Genomic DNA, 17,635 nt, shown 5'->3' with positions numbered 1-17,635 from the left:
GGTGGTGTTGAGGCCCCTGGCACCGGATATCTCCCGATTCCGGCGAGGATGTGAAAGGTCTCATCGATTATGTTCAAGTATAGCAAGCTCGCAGCAGTCGCCGTCATCGCGATTGCCGCTGCAACGGCCGGCGCTCGTGCAGAAGACGCTGCCGCAGACCCGGTTGTTGCCAAGGTCGGCGCCACGGAAATCCACGAATCGGAACTGAAGCTGGCAATCGCCGGCCTCGACCCGCAGCTTGCCAACCTGCCGGACGAGCAGAAGCGCGTTGCCGCCCTCTCCTCGATCATCGACGTCAAGCTGCTTGCAGCGGATGCCGACAAGGAAGGCCTGAAGGACAGCGCCGACTTCAAGCAGCGCCTCGCCTTCCTCACTGACCGCGAGCTGCACAATGCCTATTTCAAGAAGCACGTCGTCGATGCCGTGACGCCTGACGAAGTGAAGGCGCGCTACGAAAAGGAAATTGCCGCGATCACGCCGGAAGACGAAATCCGCGCGCGCCACATCCTGGTCAAGACCGAGGAAGAGGCCAAGGCGATCATCAAGGATCTCGACGCCGGCAAGGATTTTATTGAAATCGCCAAGGAAAAGTCGACCGACCCGAACAAGTCGGAAGGCGGCGATCTCGGCTATTTCGGCAAGGGCCGCATGGTTCCGGAATTCGAAGCAGCCGCCTTCGCACTGGAAAAGGGCGCCTATTCCAAGGAGCCGGTGAAGACCCAGTTCGGCTTCCACGTCATCAAGATCGAAGACAAGCGCAAGCAGCAGCCCCCGGCGCTCGACCAGGTCGAGCCGCAGGTTCGTCAGCTCGTCATGCGCGACAAGTATCTGGAGCTTCTGGCAAAGGCCAAGGCCGCAGCCCCCGTCGACATCCAGGACGCGACGCTGAAGACCGCCTATGACGCGGTCAACAAGCAGGACGCTGCCGGTGAAGGCGAAGCCGCCCCGGCAACCGAAGGCCAGCAGTAAGAAACCATGGCCCGGCGTTAACCGCCGGGCCATTCTTCACACAGGAAAGCACGCATGTCCGGTTCCATATCCCCGCTCGCTCCAAAGACCTATGCCGAAATGCCGCCCGTTCGCGGCGTGCGCATGGCGACCGCCGCCGCCGGGATCAAATACAAGAACCGCACCGACGTGCTGATGATGGTGTTCGACCGCCCTGCGACCGTCGCCGGCGTCTTCACCCGTTCCAAGTGCCCCTCCGCCCCGGTCGATTTCTGCCGCGCCAATCTGCCCGGCGGCGTTGCCCGCGCCGTGGTCGTCAATTCCGGTAATGCCAATGCCTTTACCGGCCGCAAGGGCCGCGAATCGACCAAAATGACCGCCGAAGCCGCCGCGAAGGCGATCGGCTGCGCGGAAAGCGAAGTCTTCCTCGCCTCGACGGGCGTGATCGGCGAACCGCTTGATGCCACGAAATTCTCCGGCGTGCTCGACGGCCTGGCCAGCGCCGGCACCGAGGACTTCTGGTTCGAGGCCGCCAAGGCGATCATGACGACGGACACCTATCCGAAGGTCGCGACCCGCACCGCAGAGCTCGGCGGCGTCACCGTACGTATCAACGGCATCGCCAAGGGCGCCGGCATGATCGCGCCCGACATGGCGACCATGCTCTCCTTCGTCGTCACCGATGCAGCCATTCCCGCCCCCGTGCTGCAATCGCTGCTGTCGGCCGGCGTCGGCCCGACCTTCAACTCTGTCACCGTCGACAGCGACACCTCGACCTCCGATACACTGATGCTCTTTGCCACCGGCGCCGCCGAAGGCCAGGCACCCGTCACGGCTGACGACGCGTCGCTCGATAGCTTCCGCGCAGCACTCAACGATCTCCTGCGCGATCTCGCCCTTCAGGTCGTGCGCGACGGCGAAGGTGCCCGCAAGATGGTGGCCGTGTCAGTCGAAGGCGCCGAAAACGACGAAGCCGCCAAGCGTATCGCGCTCTCCATCGCCAATTCCCCGCTCGTCAAGACCGCTGTCGCCGGCGAGGACGCGAACTGGGGCCGCGTCGTCATGGCTGTCGGCAAGTCCGGCGAGATGGCCGACCGCGACCGCCTCGCCATCTGGTTCGGCGACGTACGCGTTGCCGTCGACGGCGAGCGTGACCCCACCTATTCCGAGGCAGCCGCCACGGCCGTGATGAAGCAGGAAGACATTACCGTTCGCGTCGAGATCGGCCTTGGCAACGGCAAGGCCACGGTCTGGACCTGCGACCTCACCAAGGAATATGTCGAGATCAACGGCGACTACCGCAGCTAAGGGTCGAAAGCGTGGCCCCTACCCGACAGAACACGATGAGCGACCTGCCCAAAGTCCGCCGGCTCGAGGCCGTCGGCTTTCGCGCCTGGCCTGCCGCGAGCGCCCAATATGACGGCAGCTGGCTGTGCCGGCTGACCGCCGGCCATCCCTCGCGCCGGCTGAATTCCGTCAATCCGCTTGACCCCTCCGATGTCAGGGACATCGCCATTCGCCTGGAGAAAGCCGCCAAACGGTTTTCCGACTATGGCCGGCCGCTGCTGGTGCGCCAGACACCGCTGACGCCACCGCAGCTGATCGCCTTCATGGACGATGCCGGCTGGGCGGATATGGGCCAGACGATCGTCATGACCGCGAACCTCGCCGAGCTCTCCCGCGAGGACGGTGTCGACCACCTGCCGAGCCGCGATGTCGGCCGTTTCGTCGACGCGCGCATCCGCGTTGCCGGCGACGATCCGACGTTCAAGCCCGGTCTCACCGAGATCATCAACGCTATCAAGCCGGAAGTCGGCCTGTTCATCTTCGAGGAGGCGGATTTCGGCCCGACGGCCGTCACGCTCGCCGTGCAGGACAACGACCTCGCCGGCATCCTTCAACTCGGCGTCGCGGAAGCACGCCGCGGTCGGGGCATCGGCACGGCCGTCCTGCATGCGGCGCTGCGCTGGGCCAAGGTCAAGGGCGCGCGCCAGGCCTGGGTGCAGGTGGAGGCGGACAATGCGGCCGCCATCGCGCTCTACCGCCGCGCCGGCTTCCAGGACGTCTATCGCTACAGCTACCGGGGGCCGAACGCGGCATGACCGAGATAACCGTCAAACCGCGCCGCATCCTGCTCGTCGCCGCCTGCGCGCTGGTCGATGCGGACGGCCGCATTCTTCTGGCTCAGCGCCCCGAGGGAAAATCGCTGGCCGGCCTCTGGGAATTTCCCGGCGGCAAGGTCGAGCCGGGCGAAACGCCCGAGGAGACGCTGATCCGCGAACTGGACGAGGAACTCGGCATCACCACGAAGATCCCATGCCTCGCTCCACTCACCTTCGCCAGCCACACCTATGACGATTTTCACCTGCTGATGCCGCTCTATGTCTGCCGCCGCTTCGAAGGCACGGCGCATGGGCGCGAGGGGCAGGCCGTCAAATGGATCCGCCCGAAAGCCCTGCGCGACTATCCGATGCCGCCGGCGGACGAACCGCTGATCCCGTTCCTCATGGATCTGCTCTGAACATTTCGGGACAGGCTTTATCCCCAAAAAATGCCTGATATCCGGCATCCGGCAGGGATTTGCCCTCGATTTTTCAGGTCTCGTTAAGCAATCGTTTAGCACCATGGTTCAAAGATTGGGCCTAACGTTGCAATGAATGCTTACGAGACCTGTTATGCGTGACGAAGACTTCTGGAAAACCGTTCAGGAGAAGGATTTCACGCCGGCCGGCGATACCCGGACCGGCGCTCTCAATCTTGCTCTGCTGTTCGGCACGGCCGTGATTGCCCTTGCGCTCGTTCTGACCCCGGTCCTCTCGGCCAAGTCCGACAAGCGCATGATGGCCAATGTGCCCGATGAGTTCGACATGATCTCGACGGGCTCCATCCCGTCGGAAACTGGCAAGCGCTACACGGTTCGCCGCAGCGTCCTGCAGGAAATGCCCGGCGCCGTCTGCGTCATCGACGACAACGGCCGGGGTAACGGCTGCTGAGCAGATAACAGCGTGGCTGGAGAGAGCGGGAATGGTATCGAGACTGATGAAATCCTTCCTCTCCGCCACCGAGGGCGCGACGGCGGTCGAGTATGGCCTTCTGGCGGCACTCATCGCCATTGGCCTGCTTGGCGGCCTTTCAGCCTTCAGCGGCAGTTTGCAGGACACGTTCGACATCGTTACCGCCGCAATCGAGGACGCCCGGCAATAATCCTGTCTCAATCCCGCCCCTGCTTGAGCGCATCGGCAAGGCGCATCGTCGCCGAGCCCGGCTTTAGCGGCTTCTGCTGGCTTTCATGCGGCGCCCAGCCGGAGACGTAGATGATCGAGAAACTCGCCCGGATACGCCCGTCCGGATCGGAAAAGCGCTCCGCATAAAACTCGGCCGCGCGCAGGAGAATGCCGCGCGTCAGCGGCCGCCGGCTGCGGCCGGTCAGCGGATTGGCCATGCCCATGGCGCGCAGGTCCTTCATCAGCGGGAAGATCGAATCGTAGCGGACCGTATAGGTTTCCTTGTCCGTGACCGGCAGCGCAAAACCGCCGCGCTGCAGGAGCGCCCCGACATCGCGCACATCCGGAAAGGGAATGACCCGCGGGCTTGCCCCGCCGGTCGCTTCGCTTTCGGCAGCCAAAAGCACCTCTCGCAGTTCCTGCAAGGTCCCGCTGCCGGGAATGGCGGCGAGGAACAGCCCATCCGGCTTCAGCGCCCGGCGGATCTGCACGAAGACGCCGGGTGTATCGTTGGTCAGGTGCAAGGCGAGCGGCGAGACGATGAGATTGGCCGATTGGGGCTCGAGCGGTACCGTCTCGAGCGGCGAAACGGTCAGGGCCTCGCCCGGTGCGGCAAACTGCGGATCGCTTTCCACGCGTTCGAGACCGTCCACTTTGCCGGTCGCGGCGATGGCGCGGGCGGCCGCGCCGGTATGGCCGTGCAATTCGACGGCGCGTTCGAAACGGCGGTCGATGACGCTAAGGCGCTCGGCCAATTCCTGCGCCACGATATCGAGAAGAAAGTCGGCCGGCCTGCCGGCAAGCGCGCGGCGGCGGTTGGTGTCGATCAGGGCGTGGTCGAACAGCGTTTCCATGAACAGTGTCCCTTTCGAATTTCCTTCGCTTTGGCCGCTAAGGACCGCTAATGTCAACCGCATGGGCGAAATCGAGGCCGAGACAGCGCCGGCAGTCCCGCTCCGGCAGGCTTTCGCCCGCCGGCTGCGCAGCCTTGCCGGGGCGGCGCTCGACCTCGTCTATCCGCCCGCCTGCGCCGGCTGCGGCATCCTCACCGGCAGCAAGGCGAGCCTCTGTCCGAAATGCTGGTCGAGGCTCGCCTTCATCGAGCGGCCCTATTGCGAGGCGCTCGGCACGCCCTTCTCGCACGATCTCGGTCCCGGCATCCTCAGCGCCGACGCCATCGCCCATCCGCCGCCCTTCGACCGCCTGCGCTCGGTCGCGCTCTATGACGACCTCGCCCGCGTGCTCGTGCAGTCGTTGAAATACCGCGACCGCACCGACCTCGCGCCGATGATGGCCGGATGGATGCTGCGCGCCGGAGATGGCGCCGTCGAGGCGGCCGATCTCATCGTGCCCGTCCCGCTTCATCGTTTTCGTCTGGTCTGGCGCAAATTCAACCAGGCGGCGGAACTGTCCCGGGCGCTTGCGACCGCATCCGGCACGCCCGTTCTTTTCGACGCCATCAGGCGTACGAAACGCACCCGCCGTCAGATCGGCCTTGGCCCGCGCGCCCGCGAGGAGAATGTGCGCGGCGCCTTCTCCATCACACCCGAGGGCCGCGAAAAGCTTTTTGGCCGCCGCGTCGTGCTGGTCGACGACGTCTATACGACGGGCGCCACCGTTTCGGCCGTCACCCGCACATTGAAGCGCGCCGGGGTTGCGGATGTTACCGTTTTGACCTTTGCAAGGGCGCTTCCCGGACCTATATAAAAAGATGATTTTTCAAGCTTTGGAGCGGAAAACATGTCTTCGGTCGTGATCTACACGCGTCAATTCTGCGGCTATTGCAGCGCTGCGAAAAAACTCCTGGAAACGAAGGGCGTGACCTTCGAGGAGCATGACGCAACCTACGCGCCCGAGGTCCGCCAGGAGATGATCCAGCGCGCCAACGGCCGCAACACCTTCCCGCAGATCTTCATCAACGACCGCCATGTCGGCGGCTGCGACGACCTGCATGCGCTGGAACGCGCCGGCGAACTCGACGCCCTGTTGGCCGCCTGAAAGGACAGGATATGACCGTCACGATCGCCGCTCTCCAGATGTGCTCCGGGACCGATCCCGTCCGCAACGTGGAGACGATGCGGCGCCTCGTGCGCGAGGCAGCCGAAAAAGGCGCCGTCTATGTCCAGACGCCGGAAATGACCGGCGCCTTGCAGCGCGACCGCGCGGGCCTGCGCGCCATCCTGCGCAGCGAGGGTGACGATCTCGTCGTCGCCGCAGCATCGGAACTCGCGGCCGAACTCGGCATTCACGTCCATGTCGGCTCCACGGCGATCGCGCTTGCCGACGGCAAGGTTGCCAATCGCGGCTTCCTCTTTGGTCCCGACGGCGCAAAAATCTGCAGCTACGACAAGATCCACATGTTCGACGTCGATCTCGACAATGGCGAGAGTTGGCGTGAAAGCGCGGTCTATTCGCCGGGCGCCGTCGCCCGCATGGCAGATCTGCCCTTCGCCAAGCTCGGCTTTTCCATCTGCTACGACGTGCGCTTCCCCGAACTCTTCAAGACCCAGGCGCAGGCCGGCGCCGAGATCATCTCCGTGCCCGCCGCCTTCACCCGCCAGACGGGCGAGGCCCATTGGGAAATCCTGCTGCGCGCCCGCGCCATCGAGAACGGCGTCTATGTCATCGCCGCCGCACAAGCGGGCGTACATGAGGACGGCCGCGAGACGTTCGGCCATTCCATCATCATCGATCCCTGGGGCCGCGTGCTTGCCTCTGCCGGCGGCACAGGAGAGGCCGTCGTGCTCGCGGAAATCGACATCGCCGCCGTCAAGACAGCCCACGACGAGATCCCCAACCTGCGCAACGGCCGCGCCTTCACGCTCGATGTATCGGGCACACCCGCGAAGGGAGGCGTCGCCGCGTGATCCGCTACGAACTCTCCTGCGACAACGGCCATGCTTTCGAAGGCTGGTTCAGCTCGGCCGGCGATTTCGACCGCCAGCAGACCATGGCGCTCGTCACCTGTCCAACCTGCGGCTCGCCGCACGTCGCCAAGCGCCTGATGGCCCCCTCCGTCTCCACCGCGCGCAAGAAGGACACGCGGCAGGAGATGGTGATGCAGGCCGGCCAGAAGGAAATAATGAACAAGCTGCGCGAGATCGTCGCGACGATCCGTGCGAATTCCGAGGATGTCGGCGAGCGCTTCCCGGAGGAAGCCCGCAAGATCCATTATGGCGAGACCGAGCAGCGCGGCCTGATCGGCAAGGCCTCGGCCGAAGAGGTGCGCGACCTGCTGGACGAAGGCGTCGAGATCGCGCCGCTGCCCGTCCTGCCCGACGACACCAACTGATGCGCGGCCACCATCTCGCCGCCTACAATTTCGGCCTGCATGTCGATGACTACGAAAGCTCGCGTGTCGAGGGTTTTCGCCTGCGTGAGCCTTTGAATTTCGAAGCGGCGAAGCGGGCGGAAGGCTATGTCGGCCGCTCCGGCTATGACGATGTGCCCGGGCCGGACAGCTGGGGCGAGAAGGTCTATCCACGTTTCATCCACGGCAGCGGCTTCGAGGACGCACCCTCCTCGCTCTCGCTCTGGACCAGCCTCGAAGCCTTGATGGCCTTCACCTATAGCGGCGTGCATGCCGATGCCCTGAAACACGCCCGCAACTGGAACCAGCGCCAGGCCTGGCCTGCGCTGGTGCTCTGGTGGGTGAAGGAGGGCACGCAGCCGGTCTGGGCCGATGGCGCCGAACGGCTGGAATTCCTGCACGACAATGGACCGACAGCCCGCGCCTTCACCTTCAAGGCACCGTTCCGCCCCGACGGTAACCCCGTCTTTATTGACCGGGACCGCGTAAAGGCCATTGCCGGCCGCAATGTCGCCGGACAGCAGGACCTGTTGGATATCGTGAAAACACTGAAAGCCTGATCAGGTGGCGGCTCGGCGGGCCACCAGCATGTAGTTCACATCCATGTCCTTCGACAGGTTCCACTGGTTCGTGAGCGGGTTGAAGAACACGCCGGTGCGGTCCGTCACCGTCAGGCCGGCAGCGTTGAGCGGCTTCTCGATCTCTTCCGGACGCACCAGCTTCTCATATTGATGCGTGCCGCGCGGCAGCCAGCGCAGCACGTTTTCCGCCGCGAAGATCGCCAGTGCCGCCGCCTTCATCGTGCGGTTGATCGTGGCGACGAAGGTCATGCCGCCGGGGCGCACCATGGAGGCGCAGGTGGTGAGAAAGAAATCGACGTCGGAGACGTGCTCCACCACTTCCATATTGAGCACCACGTCAAAACTTTCGCCCGCCTCGGCCAGCGCTTCCGCCGTCACCGCGCGATAATCGACGGGAACGCCGCTGCCCGCCGCATGCGCCTTGGCGATGCCGATGTTCTTCTCGGAGGCATCCGCACCGAGCACATCGGCCCCCATGCGCGCCATCGGCTCGGAAAGCAGGCCGCCGCCGCAACCGATATCGAGGATGCGCAGGCCTTCCAGCGGGCGATGCGCCCTGGGATCGCGGCCGAACTGGCCGCAGACCATATCGCGGATATAGGTGAGCCGGACAGGATTGAACTTGTGCAGTGGACGGAACTTGCCCGTCGGGTCCCACCATTCGGCGGCCATCGCCGAAAAGCGGTCGACTTCCGCCTGGTCGATCGTCGTGCGGGCTGCCTCGCTCATGGCTCGTCTCCTTCGCGTCCGTGTCCCCGTGAAGTCGGCCTCCACGGGGCGGATGTCAAGAGGGCGAAGCGTCTCAGCCGATGCGCGTCGCCTTCAGCCTGTCCTCGTCGAGCGCAATGCCGAGCCCCGGTGCTTCACCCAGCAGCAGCCAGCCGTTCTGGTGACGCAGGGGGGCCGCGAGCGGGTAATCGCGCCGCTCCTCGCTCCATTCCGGCGCGTCATAGGGATATTCGAGGAAGGGCGCGTCGCCGGCACCGGCCGTTAGATGGGCATTTGCCAGCACGCCGATGCCGTTCGTCCAGGAATGCGGGGTGAAGGTGACGCCCGCCTCGCGCGCCTGAAAGGCGAGCCGCCGGCAGCCGGTGATGCCGCCGACCAGCGCCACGTCGGGCTGAATGACGTCGAAGGCCCGCTCCTCGATGATGTCGCGGAACTCGTAGAGTTCGCGGGTCATCTCGCCACCCGCGATGCGGATATCCGTCGCCTCCTTCAGCGCCTTCATGCCCTTACGGTCGGAACGGTGCAGCGGCTCCTCCATCCAGTAGATGCCGAGCCGCTCCAGCGCGCGCGCCACGACCAGCGCATCCTTGAAGGTCCAGGGCAGCGTCGTATCCCAGGGCATGCGCCAACCCTGGTTGCAATCGACCATCAGCTCCAGCCGGTCGCCGACGCGGGCGCGGATGGCCTCCAGCGCCTTCACGTCGTCGCGCCAGCCGTTGCGCCCACCGGCGGAGGAGGAGAAGCGCACCTTCATCGCCGGAAAACCCTCGGCGATATAGCGCTCCGCCTGATCGGCCATGGCGGCGGGATCGCGCAGCACGCCGGAGGAGGCATAGAGCCGCACCCGATCCGCCCGGCCGCCCAGCATGCGCCAGACCGGCTCGCCCGTCACCTTGCCGGCAAGGTCCCACAGCGCGAGATCGAGTGGCCAGCAGCGGCCATAGTGGAAATTGATATGCGACAGGACCTCATAGTGCCGTTCGAGATGGCGCGGGTCCTGCCCGATGAACAAATCTTCATGCCCCTCGAACCCCTTCATCAGGTCGCCCGAGCCGATGCCCTCGCGACCCTCGTCATCCCGCACGCGCACGATCGTCGCATCGAACTGCCGGCGCGGGCGGCCATCCCAGCTCGCCTTGAACGGCGGATCAAGCGGCAGCCGGTGATGGCTGATCTCGATGGAAACGATCTTGCTCATATAGCTTCCCCTCCCCGTTAAACCTCAACCGAACTGCTGCCAGATCGTCTTGTAGTCGCAATATTTGTCGATCGCATGCACCGAGCGGTCGCGGCCGAAACCGGATTGCTTGAAGCCGCCGAAGGGTGTGGCGAAATTCGACATGTCATAGGTGTTGATCCAGACCGTGCCGGCATGGATGGCTTCGGAGAAGCGGTGCGCGCGGTCCATGTCGCGGGTGAAGACCGCGCCGGCCAGGCCGTAGATCGTATCGTTGGCGATCGCGAGCGCTTCCTCCTCGGTGTCGAAACCGATGGCCGCGAGAACCGGGCCGAAAATCTCTTGCCGGGCGATGCGCATATCATTCGTCACATCGGTGATCACACCGGGCGAGACGTAATAACCACCCGTCTCCGACAGAACCCGCTCCGCCCCGAAAGCCCGGCGACCGCCGTCCTTCTCGCCCGCCTCGATCAGTCCGAGCACCTTCTCCATATGCTCCGCCTCGATCAGCGCGCCGATCTGCGCCGAGGGCTCGAAGGGGTGCGCGAGCGCGATCTCGCGCTTCACCACCGCCTCGATCTTAGCAATGAGCGCATCCTGCACCGAGCGCTGCACGACGAGGCGCGTGGCGGCATGGCAGGTCTCGCCGGAATTGTAGAAGCAGCCCCAGGCGGCCGCGCTCGCCGCCGCATCGAGATCGGCATCCTCGAAGACGACGAGCGGCGACTTGCCGCCCAATTCGAGCGCCACGCGCTTGAGGTTCGATTGCGCCGCATAGCCCATGATCAGCTTGCCGACCTCGGTCGAGCCGGTAAAGGCGACCATATCGACATTCCCATGCAGCGCCAGCGGCTTGCCGACTTCCTCACCGAAGCCGGTGACGACATTGAAGAGACCAGCCGGAAGCCCTGCCTCGACGGCGAGTTCCGCCAGCTTCAACGCGGAAAGCGAAGACTGCTCCGCCGGCTTCAGCACGACGGAATTGCCCGCGGCGATCGCTGGCCCGAGCTTCCATGAATCGATGATCATCGGATAGTTCCACGGCGTGATCGCCGCGACGACGCCGAGCGGCACCTTGCGCACCAGCGCACGCGCCTTCGGGCCCGTCGGCGCGATCTCGTCATAGAGCTTGTCGATCATTTCGCCGTAATACTGGATGCCATCGGCACAGAGCCGTACATCCACACCGAACGACGCCTGCACCGGCTTGCCGACATCGAGCGTTTCCAGAAGTGCCAGTTCCTCGCCATGGGTGCGGATCAGTTCCGCCCAGCGCAGCATGATCTTCTTCTTCTCCAGCGGCTCCCTGGCCCGCCAGATACCGCTGGCGAAGGCTTTGCGGGACGAGGCAACGGCCGCATCGACATCGGCGGCATCACCGCGGGCCAGCACCGCGCCGGGCTGGCCGTCCATCGGCCGCGTGCGGGTAAAGGTCCGCCCCGAAGCTGCGGGCACGACCTTACCGTCGATGAAATGCCCACGCGTCAGCGAGAGGCCGGCAAGGCGCTGTTCCCAATAGGCGCGGCTATACTGTTCGGTCATGGCAAATCCTTAGAGCGTGCGGGGCAGCGCCATCATCGTGGCGGCGATCGTGTCGATATCGGCATCTGAGACTTCGCGGGTCGTCGCGCGGCGCATCGGCTGGTTTTCCGGCGCGCGCATTTCACGGGCGAGATCTTCGGCGGAAAAATCGGCGAAGGCCTTGGGCAGCGCGCGCACGATGCCGCAGCGGTCCATGAGATCGCTAACAAAACCGGGCAGCAGTGCCGCATCGGCAAGGCCACAGGCGCGCGCCGCGGCGGCAAGCTCGGCCGTATCGGCCTCGGTAAGCCAGGCCAGCGTCGCCTCGAAGCCAAGCGCTGTGGCAAGCCCGTGATGAACAGGAGCGAGGCCGGCCAGCGCGTGGCTGATATTGTGGGCGATTGCCGTACCGCAATTGTCGATGGCCACACCGGCATAACACGAGCCGAGCAGCACCTTGCCGCGCGCCGCGATATCCGTCGGGGTCATCACCGCCGTCTCCAGCGCCTCCGTCAGCAGGCCGAGCGCCGCATGCGCATAGAGCGCGGCACCGGCATGGGCATTGCGGTTGGTGGCCGCCTCGAAAGCGTGCACGAAGGCATCGAGGCCGCACCAGGCCGTCAGATTGGCCGGCAAGGTCACCGTCAGCGCCGGATCGAGCAGCACGAGATCGGCCTTGGTCTCCGGCCCCCAGATCCAGAGCTTCTTGCCTTCCGGCCCGGCGAAGATCGTCGTCGCGGAGGTTTCCGAGCCCGTACCCGCCGTCGTCGGCACCATGATCTTCTTCAAGGGCGTCTTCGGTAGCGGGTTAGCGGCCAGCGCATAATGCATCGGGTCCTTGTCGGCTGCGGCGACACAGGCCGCGATCTTGGCGATGTCCAGCGCCGAGCCGCCGCCGATGCCGACGACGAGATCCTTTCCACGCGCAGCACGGCTTGCAATCTCGACATGGGTGAGCTTCGGCTCCCCGGCAAAGCCGGAGAAAAACTCCGCCGCAATCCCAACCGCCGCAAACTGAGCGGCGAGTTGCTCGCCCAGTCCGCTTGCAGCGAGAAAGCCGTCGATGACGACGAGCGCGCTCCGGGCTTCCAGCGCGCCGGCGGAGGAGGCGATGCTGGCATGAATGCCTTCGCCGAAACGGATATCGGGTACGAATGAGGTCGCGAATGTCACGGAAATTCCCCGGAAAGATGTCAGCGAACCCTGCATCACGATTTCAGATTTTCAAATCCTTGGATTTTTCAGGCTTTTTGATAACTTAAGATCATGAAAGCAACGATGCTCGCCCATATCCCGCTGGAGGCCTTCCGCGTCTTCGACGCCGCCTGCCGTCACATGAACTTTTCCCGCGCCGGACGGGAACTGAACATCACCCAGGCCGCCGTCAGCCGCCGCATCAAGGGACTGGAGGATCATCTCGGCGCGCCGCTCTTCACCCGCCAGGGCAAGAACCTGACGCTGACGCCGCGTGGCGAAAAGCTGTTCCAGCGCGTGCGCGCTTCGCTCGATTATCTCGAGGAAAGCCTGGAACCCTTCCGCACCGGCGCTGGGCCGAGCATCGCGCTTGCCGCCTCGGGCTCGGTCTCGCATCTGTGGCTTGGAAAGCGGCTGCGGGATTTCTCCCGCGACAATCCCGATGTCGCCATCCGCCTCACCACATCCGACAGCCCGGCCGACCTCGCCTCCGAAAACAACGACCTGGTCATCCTCTATTCCGCCGGCGAGCACCCGCGCTGGGACCTGACGCCGCTCGTCATGGAAGAACTGGCGCCCGTCGCCGCGCCCGACTACATCGCCCGCAAGGGGCTCGATGCGGCCGAAATCAGCCTTAGGGAGATCGCCGCGCTCGACCTCATCGACTACGAGCGCTTCAACGCCAACTGGATCTCTTTCCGCCCCTGGCTGGAGCGGGTGGCACCGGAAGCCTTCCGGCGCATGCCGCCGCCGCGACCCCATCTCACCTTCTCCACCTACCCGCTCGCCATCGACGCGGCGCTCAGCGGCGACGGCGTAGCACTTGGCAGTCTCGGCCTCATCGCGGATCAACTGAACAAAGGCACGCTCATACAGCTTGGAAACGCCAGCCTTGTGACTGGCTACGGCTATCACCTCGGCTTGCCGAAGTTCCGCGCCGCGCCGCCGGCCGTGCTTCAGTTGCACGTGCATCTGCTTGCTGCCCGTGCGGCCGCGGAAATACTGGACCGGGTGCAACAGGTTTCTGTTGGCGGCACAGGCAAATAGTGTCACAATTTGGGGCAGACAGGATCAGGGAGAATGACGCTGACTGCCCTTCTCATGGCCGGCTACACGTTCATTGCGCTGCGCTTCATCGATTGCAGCCTGCGCGAGGGTGAGGATAATGGCGGCCAATGGGACATCGAGCGCGCGCTTGGCCTACTGCTCTGCCTTGGCTGGCCGCTCGCGCTTGCAGGCACTCTGCTTGTAGCCTATCAGGAGCGAGAGATCGGCTGATCCCACAAGCCTTTGAGGCGTTGCCTTTGCCAGAAGGCCCGGTATCGGCCGCACAGGACGGGCAATGGCGCGGGTCGGCATGACGCAGCGAAAGCAAGGCAGATCCGGCTTGATCGTCTTCGGGCTCTTCGCCGCCGTGCTGCTTGGGGCGATCGGCGCAACGGTGCTGCTTGCCAACGACTATCGCAATCTCAACCTGCTGCTCGCCCGGTTCGGCTATGCGCCGATCAAAGCTGAGCCGGAGCAACGCGCGCTACGGCCCTATGAGCTGAAGGGCAATCGCATGCCGCGGCCCAAAGGCCTTATCTCCGAGCGCCTGCTCGTGCCCACCACGCCGATGCAGACGAAATTCGTCCGCCCCATCCGCAAGGAGCCCGAGGCGCTCTGCGAGGCCTTGCGCCGTGCCGGTTTCGTCAATTCCGGCTGGAAGGCCGGCCTCTTGGACAAGGCGAGCTGGGAGTGCCAGTCCTACCGCGAGTTTCCTCGCACGGATGCAGGCGCAGCCGCGCCCTCCTCCGCCTTCCTGTCGATCAAGGGCAATGCGGCGGCACGCATCTCTTCCTTCCGCATCAAGCTGAACATCGAAGACAAGGCGACGCAGGACGCCGTGACCGATGCCGTCATTGCCGCCATCCGCGTCTTTCTCGATGAAATGCGCTGGGAAGACGCGCCGGAGATCTTTGCCGACATCCGCGCCCTGAAAGAATTCGACATCATCCGCTTCGGCAACCGCATCCTCCTGAAAAAGGAGTTCAGCGAGACGCCGCGCTACAATTTTATCGTCACGCCCGACCGCAACCGCAATCGCGGCTCCTACCTGCCGGACTATTTCGACCGCGGCCGCTGGCTGCCGCTACGGGAAAACTTTGGCGAGCGGCTTGATGTACCGGGCAGCACCGCGCAAAACTCGGCGGAATGAGCGGAGATGGTGGTGGTTTCGGCAAGAATGCGCAGCGTGATCAATCAAGCCCTCGTCACGGCATTTCTCTGCATCGCGTCCACCGCTCCCATCCTGGCGGCGGGTCTGCAGTCCGGCCCATTGACCGATAAGCCGATCTGGACCGACAGACCGGTGCGGGTCGATCGCAAGAAACAGACCCTGGAGCGAGTGGAAATCGAGCCGAAAATCATACCGCTCATCTTGCGGCCGACGACGCGTGTGAAAGTCTTCGACAGCACGTCGTTTGAGCACGATGGCCGGCTTTATGTGCTGACGGATGCCGTTGCGGTTCACCCCAAAAAACTGTGCCGCGGCGATGACCAGCATCTTGTTGCCTGCGGTCAGCAGGCCCGCATCTATTTCCGTCGGCTGATTGCAAACCGCGTACTGAGCTGCCAGGAGGATTTCCGGCTCGGCACCGTTTCCTTCGTGCGCTGCGTCGTCGCGGAGACGGATCTCGCCCAGACGCTGGTCACGAAGGGTGCTGCCTGGGCGGCAACGCCACGGCTCATCCATCAGCAACAGGCTGCCATGGAGCAGCATGCAGGCATCTGGCTGGATGCGGAGTGCCGCGCGCTTGGCCGCTGCCCGCCGCCAAAGCGGCGGGGCGAGAAATAGCGGCTCAGCCGCGGCCGAACTCGTCTTCGATGCGGATGATGTCATCCTCACCGAGATAGGAGCCGGTCTGCACCTCGATCAGTTCGAGCATGATCTTTCCGGGATTGGCGAGGCGGTGCAATTCACCCTGCGGGATATAGACCGACTCGTTTTCGCGTAGCGGGATCGTCTTGTCGCCGATCGTCACCTCGGCTGTGCCGCGCACGACGATCCAGTGTTCGGAGCGATGGTGGTGCTTCTGCAGCGACAACCGCTTGCCCGGCGTCACGAACAGCCGCTTCACCTGAAAGCGCTCGCCGTTCAGCACTGAGGTATAGCCGCCCCAGGGACGATACGCGGTCGGATGCGTTTCGGTCAGCTTCGCCGTCTTCGGCAGGCTGGCCAGATGCTTCACCAGCTTGCCGACATTCTGGCTGTCCTCCATGCGGCCGACATAGACTGCATCCTCGCTGGCGATGACGGCGATGTTGTCGAGGCCCTGCACGGCGACATGGATGTCACGGGAGATGACCAGCGAATTGCGCGTGTCGAGCACCGTCGTGCTGCCGTCGGCGACGTTACCGGCGTCATCCTGCTTGCCGGTCTTCCAGACGGAATCCCAGCTGCCGAGATCGGACCAGGTGATGGGCGACGGCACGACGGCGGCAATCGGCGTCTTTTCGAAGATCGCATAGTCGACGGAAATGTCGGGCGCGCGGGCGAAGGCCGCCTCGTCGAGCCGCTCGAAATCGAGGTCGTGCTGCGCCTTGGCGACCGCCTCGGCGGCAGCGTCCAGGACCTCGGGCGCATATTGGCGCAGTTCGCGCAGGAAGAGACCGACCGGCAGCATGAACATGCCGGAATTCCAGAGATAGCCGCCCGTCTCCAGCATCGCGGCAGCCTTGTCGCGGTCCGGTTTCTCGACGAAACGACGCACGGCATTGGCGCCGTTGCCGAGGTCCTCACCGATCTCGATATAGCCGTAACCGGTGGCCGGCTCGTGAGGCGTAATGCCGAATGTTACGAGGCGCCCGGCTTCCGCGGCCGCGCGCGCCTTGGCGATGCAGTCGAAATAGGTGGCATCCGCGTCGATCTCATGATCGGAGGCCAGCACCTGCATGATCGCGTGATCGCCGTGCAGACGGGAAATAAGCGTGGCGGCGGCGGCAAGCGCAGGGGCGGTATTGCGCGCGACCGGCTCAAGCAGGATCGAGGTCAGTGCCATGCCCGCAGCGCGCGCCTGCTCTGCGACGAGGAAGCGAAAGTCACTGTTGGTGACGACGATCGGCGCATCGTAGAGCGCCTTGTCGGCAACGCGTGCCAGCGTCTTCTGGAAAAGCGTCGTCTCCCCCAGAAATTCAAGGAACTGTTTCGGCGCGGAGGAGCGCGAGAGCGGCCACAGGCGTGTGCCCTTACCGCCGGCCATGATTACGGGTACGATCTTGCTGCTCATTGATCCTGTCCTCACGCGAAAGCCCGTCTTCATGACGGACGGCATATGGCGGCACTCTCCCGCGACGCCGTAAAGAAACAGCAAATCCCGCCTTCCGGTTGTACCGCAGGGAGGCGTTTTCCTGGAAATAAGGTAAAGAGGACCTTCAGCCGGAAACCGGTATTTGACAGGCAACAAAAAACCCGCCGGAAGGGCGGGTTCGATGTGTACGCCTCGGCTGGAAGGATCAGGCCGGAACGACGATGCCCTGGAGCGTCGTCAGTTCTGCGAGATAGGTCTCGATGCCGAACTTCTGGTCGTCGGACTTGGCATGGGCCAGTTCCGCGCGGGCGGCTTCGATGCGGCGGGCAATCTCGTCGCTCTTGACCTCATCGGCAGGAACGGCGGACTCGGCCAGCAGCGTGCAGCCGGTCGGGATGATATCGGCGAAACCGCCGAAGACCACGTAGCGATCCTTCTTGCCGTCCGCGAACTTCACGGTGACGACACCCGGCTTGATCGTCGTCATGGTCGGCGCGTGGTTGGCCATGACGGTCATCTCGCCCTCGGTCGCCGGAATGACGACTTCGCTGACGCTGCCGGAAACCAGCAGGCGCTCGGGGGAGACGAGTTCAAAGTTGAAATTGTCAGCCATGACCATTCACTTCTTCTGATTTCATACGGCCAGTAAGATCAGCGGG

The 17,635-nt window shown here is 64.3% G+C and carries 22 protein-coding genes; 15 read left to right on the top strand and 7 right to left on the bottom strand.

Translation table 11 applies throughout. The annotated features are described in order from the left end of the window. Positions 1-69 precede the first annotated feature (69 nt). The 6 genes from ACOZKU_RS16805 to ACOZKU_RS16780 all read left to right on the top strand — a co-directional run bounded on the left by ACOZKU_RS16805 (position 70) and on the right by ACOZKU_RS16780 (position 4,152). Positions 70-969 (top strand): peptidylprolyl isomerase, encoded by a 900-nt coding sequence (locus tag ACOZKU_RS16805; protein ID WP_421579824.1) that lies wholly within the window; start codon positions 70-72, stop codon positions 967-969. A 54-nt stretch (positions 970-1,023) separates the two neighbouring features. Next, the gene (argJ, locus tag ACOZKU_RS16800) at positions 1,024-2,256 is read left to right on the top strand and encodes a bifunctional glutamate N-acetyltransferase/amino-acid acetyltransferase ArgJ (RefSeq protein ID WP_421579823.1); all 1,233 of its coding nucleotides are present in this window, start codon (positions 1,024-1,026) and stop codon (positions 2,254-2,256) included. Positions 2,257-2,291: 35 nt separating this feature from the next. Then, a complete protein-coding gene (locus ACOZKU_RS16795) occupies positions 2,292-3,050 on the top strand; it encodes a GNAT family N-acetyltransferase (protein WP_421579822.1) in 759 nt (252 codons plus the stop codon). Beyond that, a complete protein-coding gene (locus tag ACOZKU_RS16790; RefSeq protein ID WP_421579821.1) occupies positions 3,047-3,469 on the top strand; it encodes a (deoxy)nucleoside triphosphate pyrophosphohydrolase in 423 nt (140 codons plus the stop codon). The genes ACOZKU_RS16795 and ACOZKU_RS16790 overlap by 4 nt, the downstream gene beginning before the upstream one ends. Positions 3,470-3,623: 154 nt before the next feature. Continuing rightward, positions 3,624-3,941 carry a hypothetical protein gene (locus ACOZKU_RS16785; RefSeq protein WP_421579820.1) on the top strand — a complete coding sequence of 106 codons (318 nt, stop codon included), beginning with the start codon at positions 3,624-3,626 and terminating at the stop codon, positions 3,939-3,941. 31 nt (positions 3,942-3,972) lie between these two features. Further along, the gene (locus ACOZKU_RS16780) at positions 3,973-4,152 is read left to right on the top strand and encodes a Flp family type IVb pilin (RefSeq protein ID WP_421579819.1); all 180 of its coding nucleotides are present in this window, start codon (positions 3,973-3,975) and stop codon (positions 4,150-4,152) included. Between the two features lie 7 nt (positions 4,153-4,159). Here the strand turns inward: ACOZKU_RS16780 and ACOZKU_RS16775 are convergent, their stop codons facing one another. Then, on the bottom strand, positions 4,160-5,026 hold the full coding sequence (locus ACOZKU_RS16775; protein WP_421579818.1) for a methyltransferase domain-containing protein: 867 nt from the start codon (positions 5,024-5,026) through the stop codon (positions 4,160-4,162). A gap of 61 nt (positions 5,027-5,087) precedes the next feature. On the opposite strand from ACOZKU_RS16775, the gene ACOZKU_RS16770 reads away from it, so the two are divergent. The 5 genes from ACOZKU_RS16770 to ACOZKU_RS16750 are packed head-to-tail and all read left to right on the top strand — an operon-like array spanning position 5,088 to position 8,042. Then, positions 5,088-5,879 (top strand): ComF family protein, encoded by a 792-nt coding sequence (locus ACOZKU_RS16770; RefSeq protein ID WP_421579817.1) that lies wholly within the window; start codon positions 5,088-5,090, stop codon positions 5,877-5,879. A 33-nt stretch (positions 5,880-5,912) separates the two neighbouring features. Beyond that, a complete protein-coding gene (gene grxC, locus ACOZKU_RS16765; protein ID WP_117371216.1) occupies positions 5,913-6,170 on the top strand; it encodes a glutaredoxin 3 in 258 nt (85 codons plus the stop codon). An 11-nt stretch (positions 6,171-6,181) separates the two neighbouring features. Next, a complete protein-coding gene (locus ACOZKU_RS16760) occupies positions 6,182-7,039 on the top strand; it encodes a carbon-nitrogen hydrolase family protein (protein ID WP_421579816.1) in 858 nt (285 codons plus the stop codon). Then, positions 7,036-7,464 carry a DUF1178 family protein gene (locus ACOZKU_RS16755; protein WP_421579815.1) on the top strand — a complete coding sequence of 143 codons (429 nt, stop codon included), beginning with the start codon at positions 7,036-7,038 and terminating at the stop codon, positions 7,462-7,464. Before ACOZKU_RS16760 ends, ACOZKU_RS16755 begins: the two co-directional genes overlap by 4 nt. Beyond that, positions 7,464-8,042, top strand: coding sequence for a DUF3291 domain-containing protein (locus ACOZKU_RS16750; protein ID WP_421579814.1), 579 nt, complete (start codon positions 7,464-7,466; stop codon positions 8,040-8,042). The genes ACOZKU_RS16755 and ACOZKU_RS16750 overlap by 1 nt, the downstream gene beginning before the upstream one ends. Here the strand turns inward: ACOZKU_RS16750 and ubiG are convergent, their stop codons facing one another. From ubiG to ACOZKU_RS16730, 4 genes are all read right to left on the bottom strand, one after another. After that, positions 8,043-8,792 (bottom strand): bifunctional 2-polyprenyl-6-hydroxyphenol methylase/3-demethylubiquinol 3-O-methyltransferase UbiG, encoded by a 750-nt coding sequence (gene ubiG, locus ACOZKU_RS16745; RefSeq protein WP_421579813.1) that lies wholly within the window; start codon positions 8,790-8,792, stop codon positions 8,043-8,045. Between the two features lie 73 nt (positions 8,793-8,865). Continuing rightward, entirely contained in the window at positions 8,866-9,990 is a 1,125-nt protein-coding gene (locus ACOZKU_RS16740; protein WP_421579812.1) for a mandelate racemase/muconate lactonizing enzyme family protein, read from the bottom strand. A 24-nt stretch (positions 9,991-10,014) separates the two neighbouring features. Then, entirely contained in the window at positions 10,015-11,514 is a 1,500-nt protein-coding gene (locus ACOZKU_RS16735; protein WP_421579811.1) for an aldehyde dehydrogenase family protein, read from the bottom strand. 9 nt (positions 11,515-11,523) lie between these two features. Continuing rightward, entirely contained in the window at positions 11,524-12,666 is a 1,143-nt protein-coding gene (locus ACOZKU_RS16730; protein WP_421579810.1) for an iron-containing alcohol dehydrogenase, read from the bottom strand. Between the two features lie 93 nt (positions 12,667-12,759). Here ACOZKU_RS16730 and ACOZKU_RS16725 point away from each other — a divergent pair, with 93 nt between their 5' ends. The 4 genes from ACOZKU_RS16725 to ACOZKU_RS16710 all read left to right on the top strand — a co-directional run bounded on the left by ACOZKU_RS16725 (position 12,760) and on the right by ACOZKU_RS16710 (position 15,523). Then, positions 12,760-13,734, top strand: a complete 975-nt coding sequence (locus ACOZKU_RS16725; protein ID WP_421579809.1) for a LysR substrate-binding domain-containing protein — start codon at positions 12,760-12,762, stop codon at positions 13,732-13,734. A 33-nt stretch (positions 13,735-13,767) separates the two neighbouring features. Further along, a complete protein-coding gene (locus tag ACOZKU_RS16720) occupies positions 13,768-13,965 on the top strand; it encodes a hypothetical protein (RefSeq protein WP_421579808.1) in 198 nt (65 codons plus the stop codon). Positions 13,966-14,029: 64 nt separating this feature from the next. Next, on the top strand, positions 14,030-14,884 hold the full coding sequence (locus ACOZKU_RS16715; protein ID WP_421579807.1) for a DUF6030 family protein: 855 nt from the start codon (positions 14,030-14,032) through the stop codon (positions 14,882-14,884). A 6-nt stretch (positions 14,885-14,890) separates the two neighbouring features. Further along, complete coding sequence (locus tag ACOZKU_RS16710; protein WP_421579806.1) at positions 14,891-15,523, top strand: thermonuclease family protein; 633 nt, start codon at positions 14,891-14,893, stop codon at positions 15,521-15,523. A gap of 4 nt (positions 15,524-15,527) precedes the next feature. On the opposite strand, the gene ACOZKU_RS16705 is transcribed toward ACOZKU_RS16710, so the two are convergent. Together ACOZKU_RS16705 and ACOZKU_RS16700 are read right to left on the bottom strand one after the other, a co-directional pair. Then, positions 15,528-16,955: a mannose-1-phosphate guanylyltransferase/mannose-6-phosphate isomerase gene (locus ACOZKU_RS16705; RefSeq protein WP_421579805.1), complete on the bottom strand. Its 1,428-nt coding sequence runs from the start codon at positions 16,953-16,955 to the stop codon at positions 15,528-15,530. A 226-nt stretch (positions 16,956-17,181) separates the two neighbouring features. Beyond that, positions 17,182-17,589 (bottom strand): F0F1 ATP synthase subunit epsilon, encoded by a 408-nt coding sequence (locus tag ACOZKU_RS16700; protein WP_314089607.1) that lies wholly within the window; start codon positions 17,587-17,589, stop codon positions 17,182-17,184. Between the last annotated feature and the right edge of the window lie 46 nt (positions 17,590-17,635).

Source organism: Shinella sp. M31 (assembly GCF_049199205.1).
Classification (GTDB): Bacteria; Pseudomonadota; Alphaproteobacteria; order Rhizobiales; family Rhizobiaceae; genus Shinella.
This window is presented reverse-complemented; position numbering and strand designations above follow the sequence as displayed.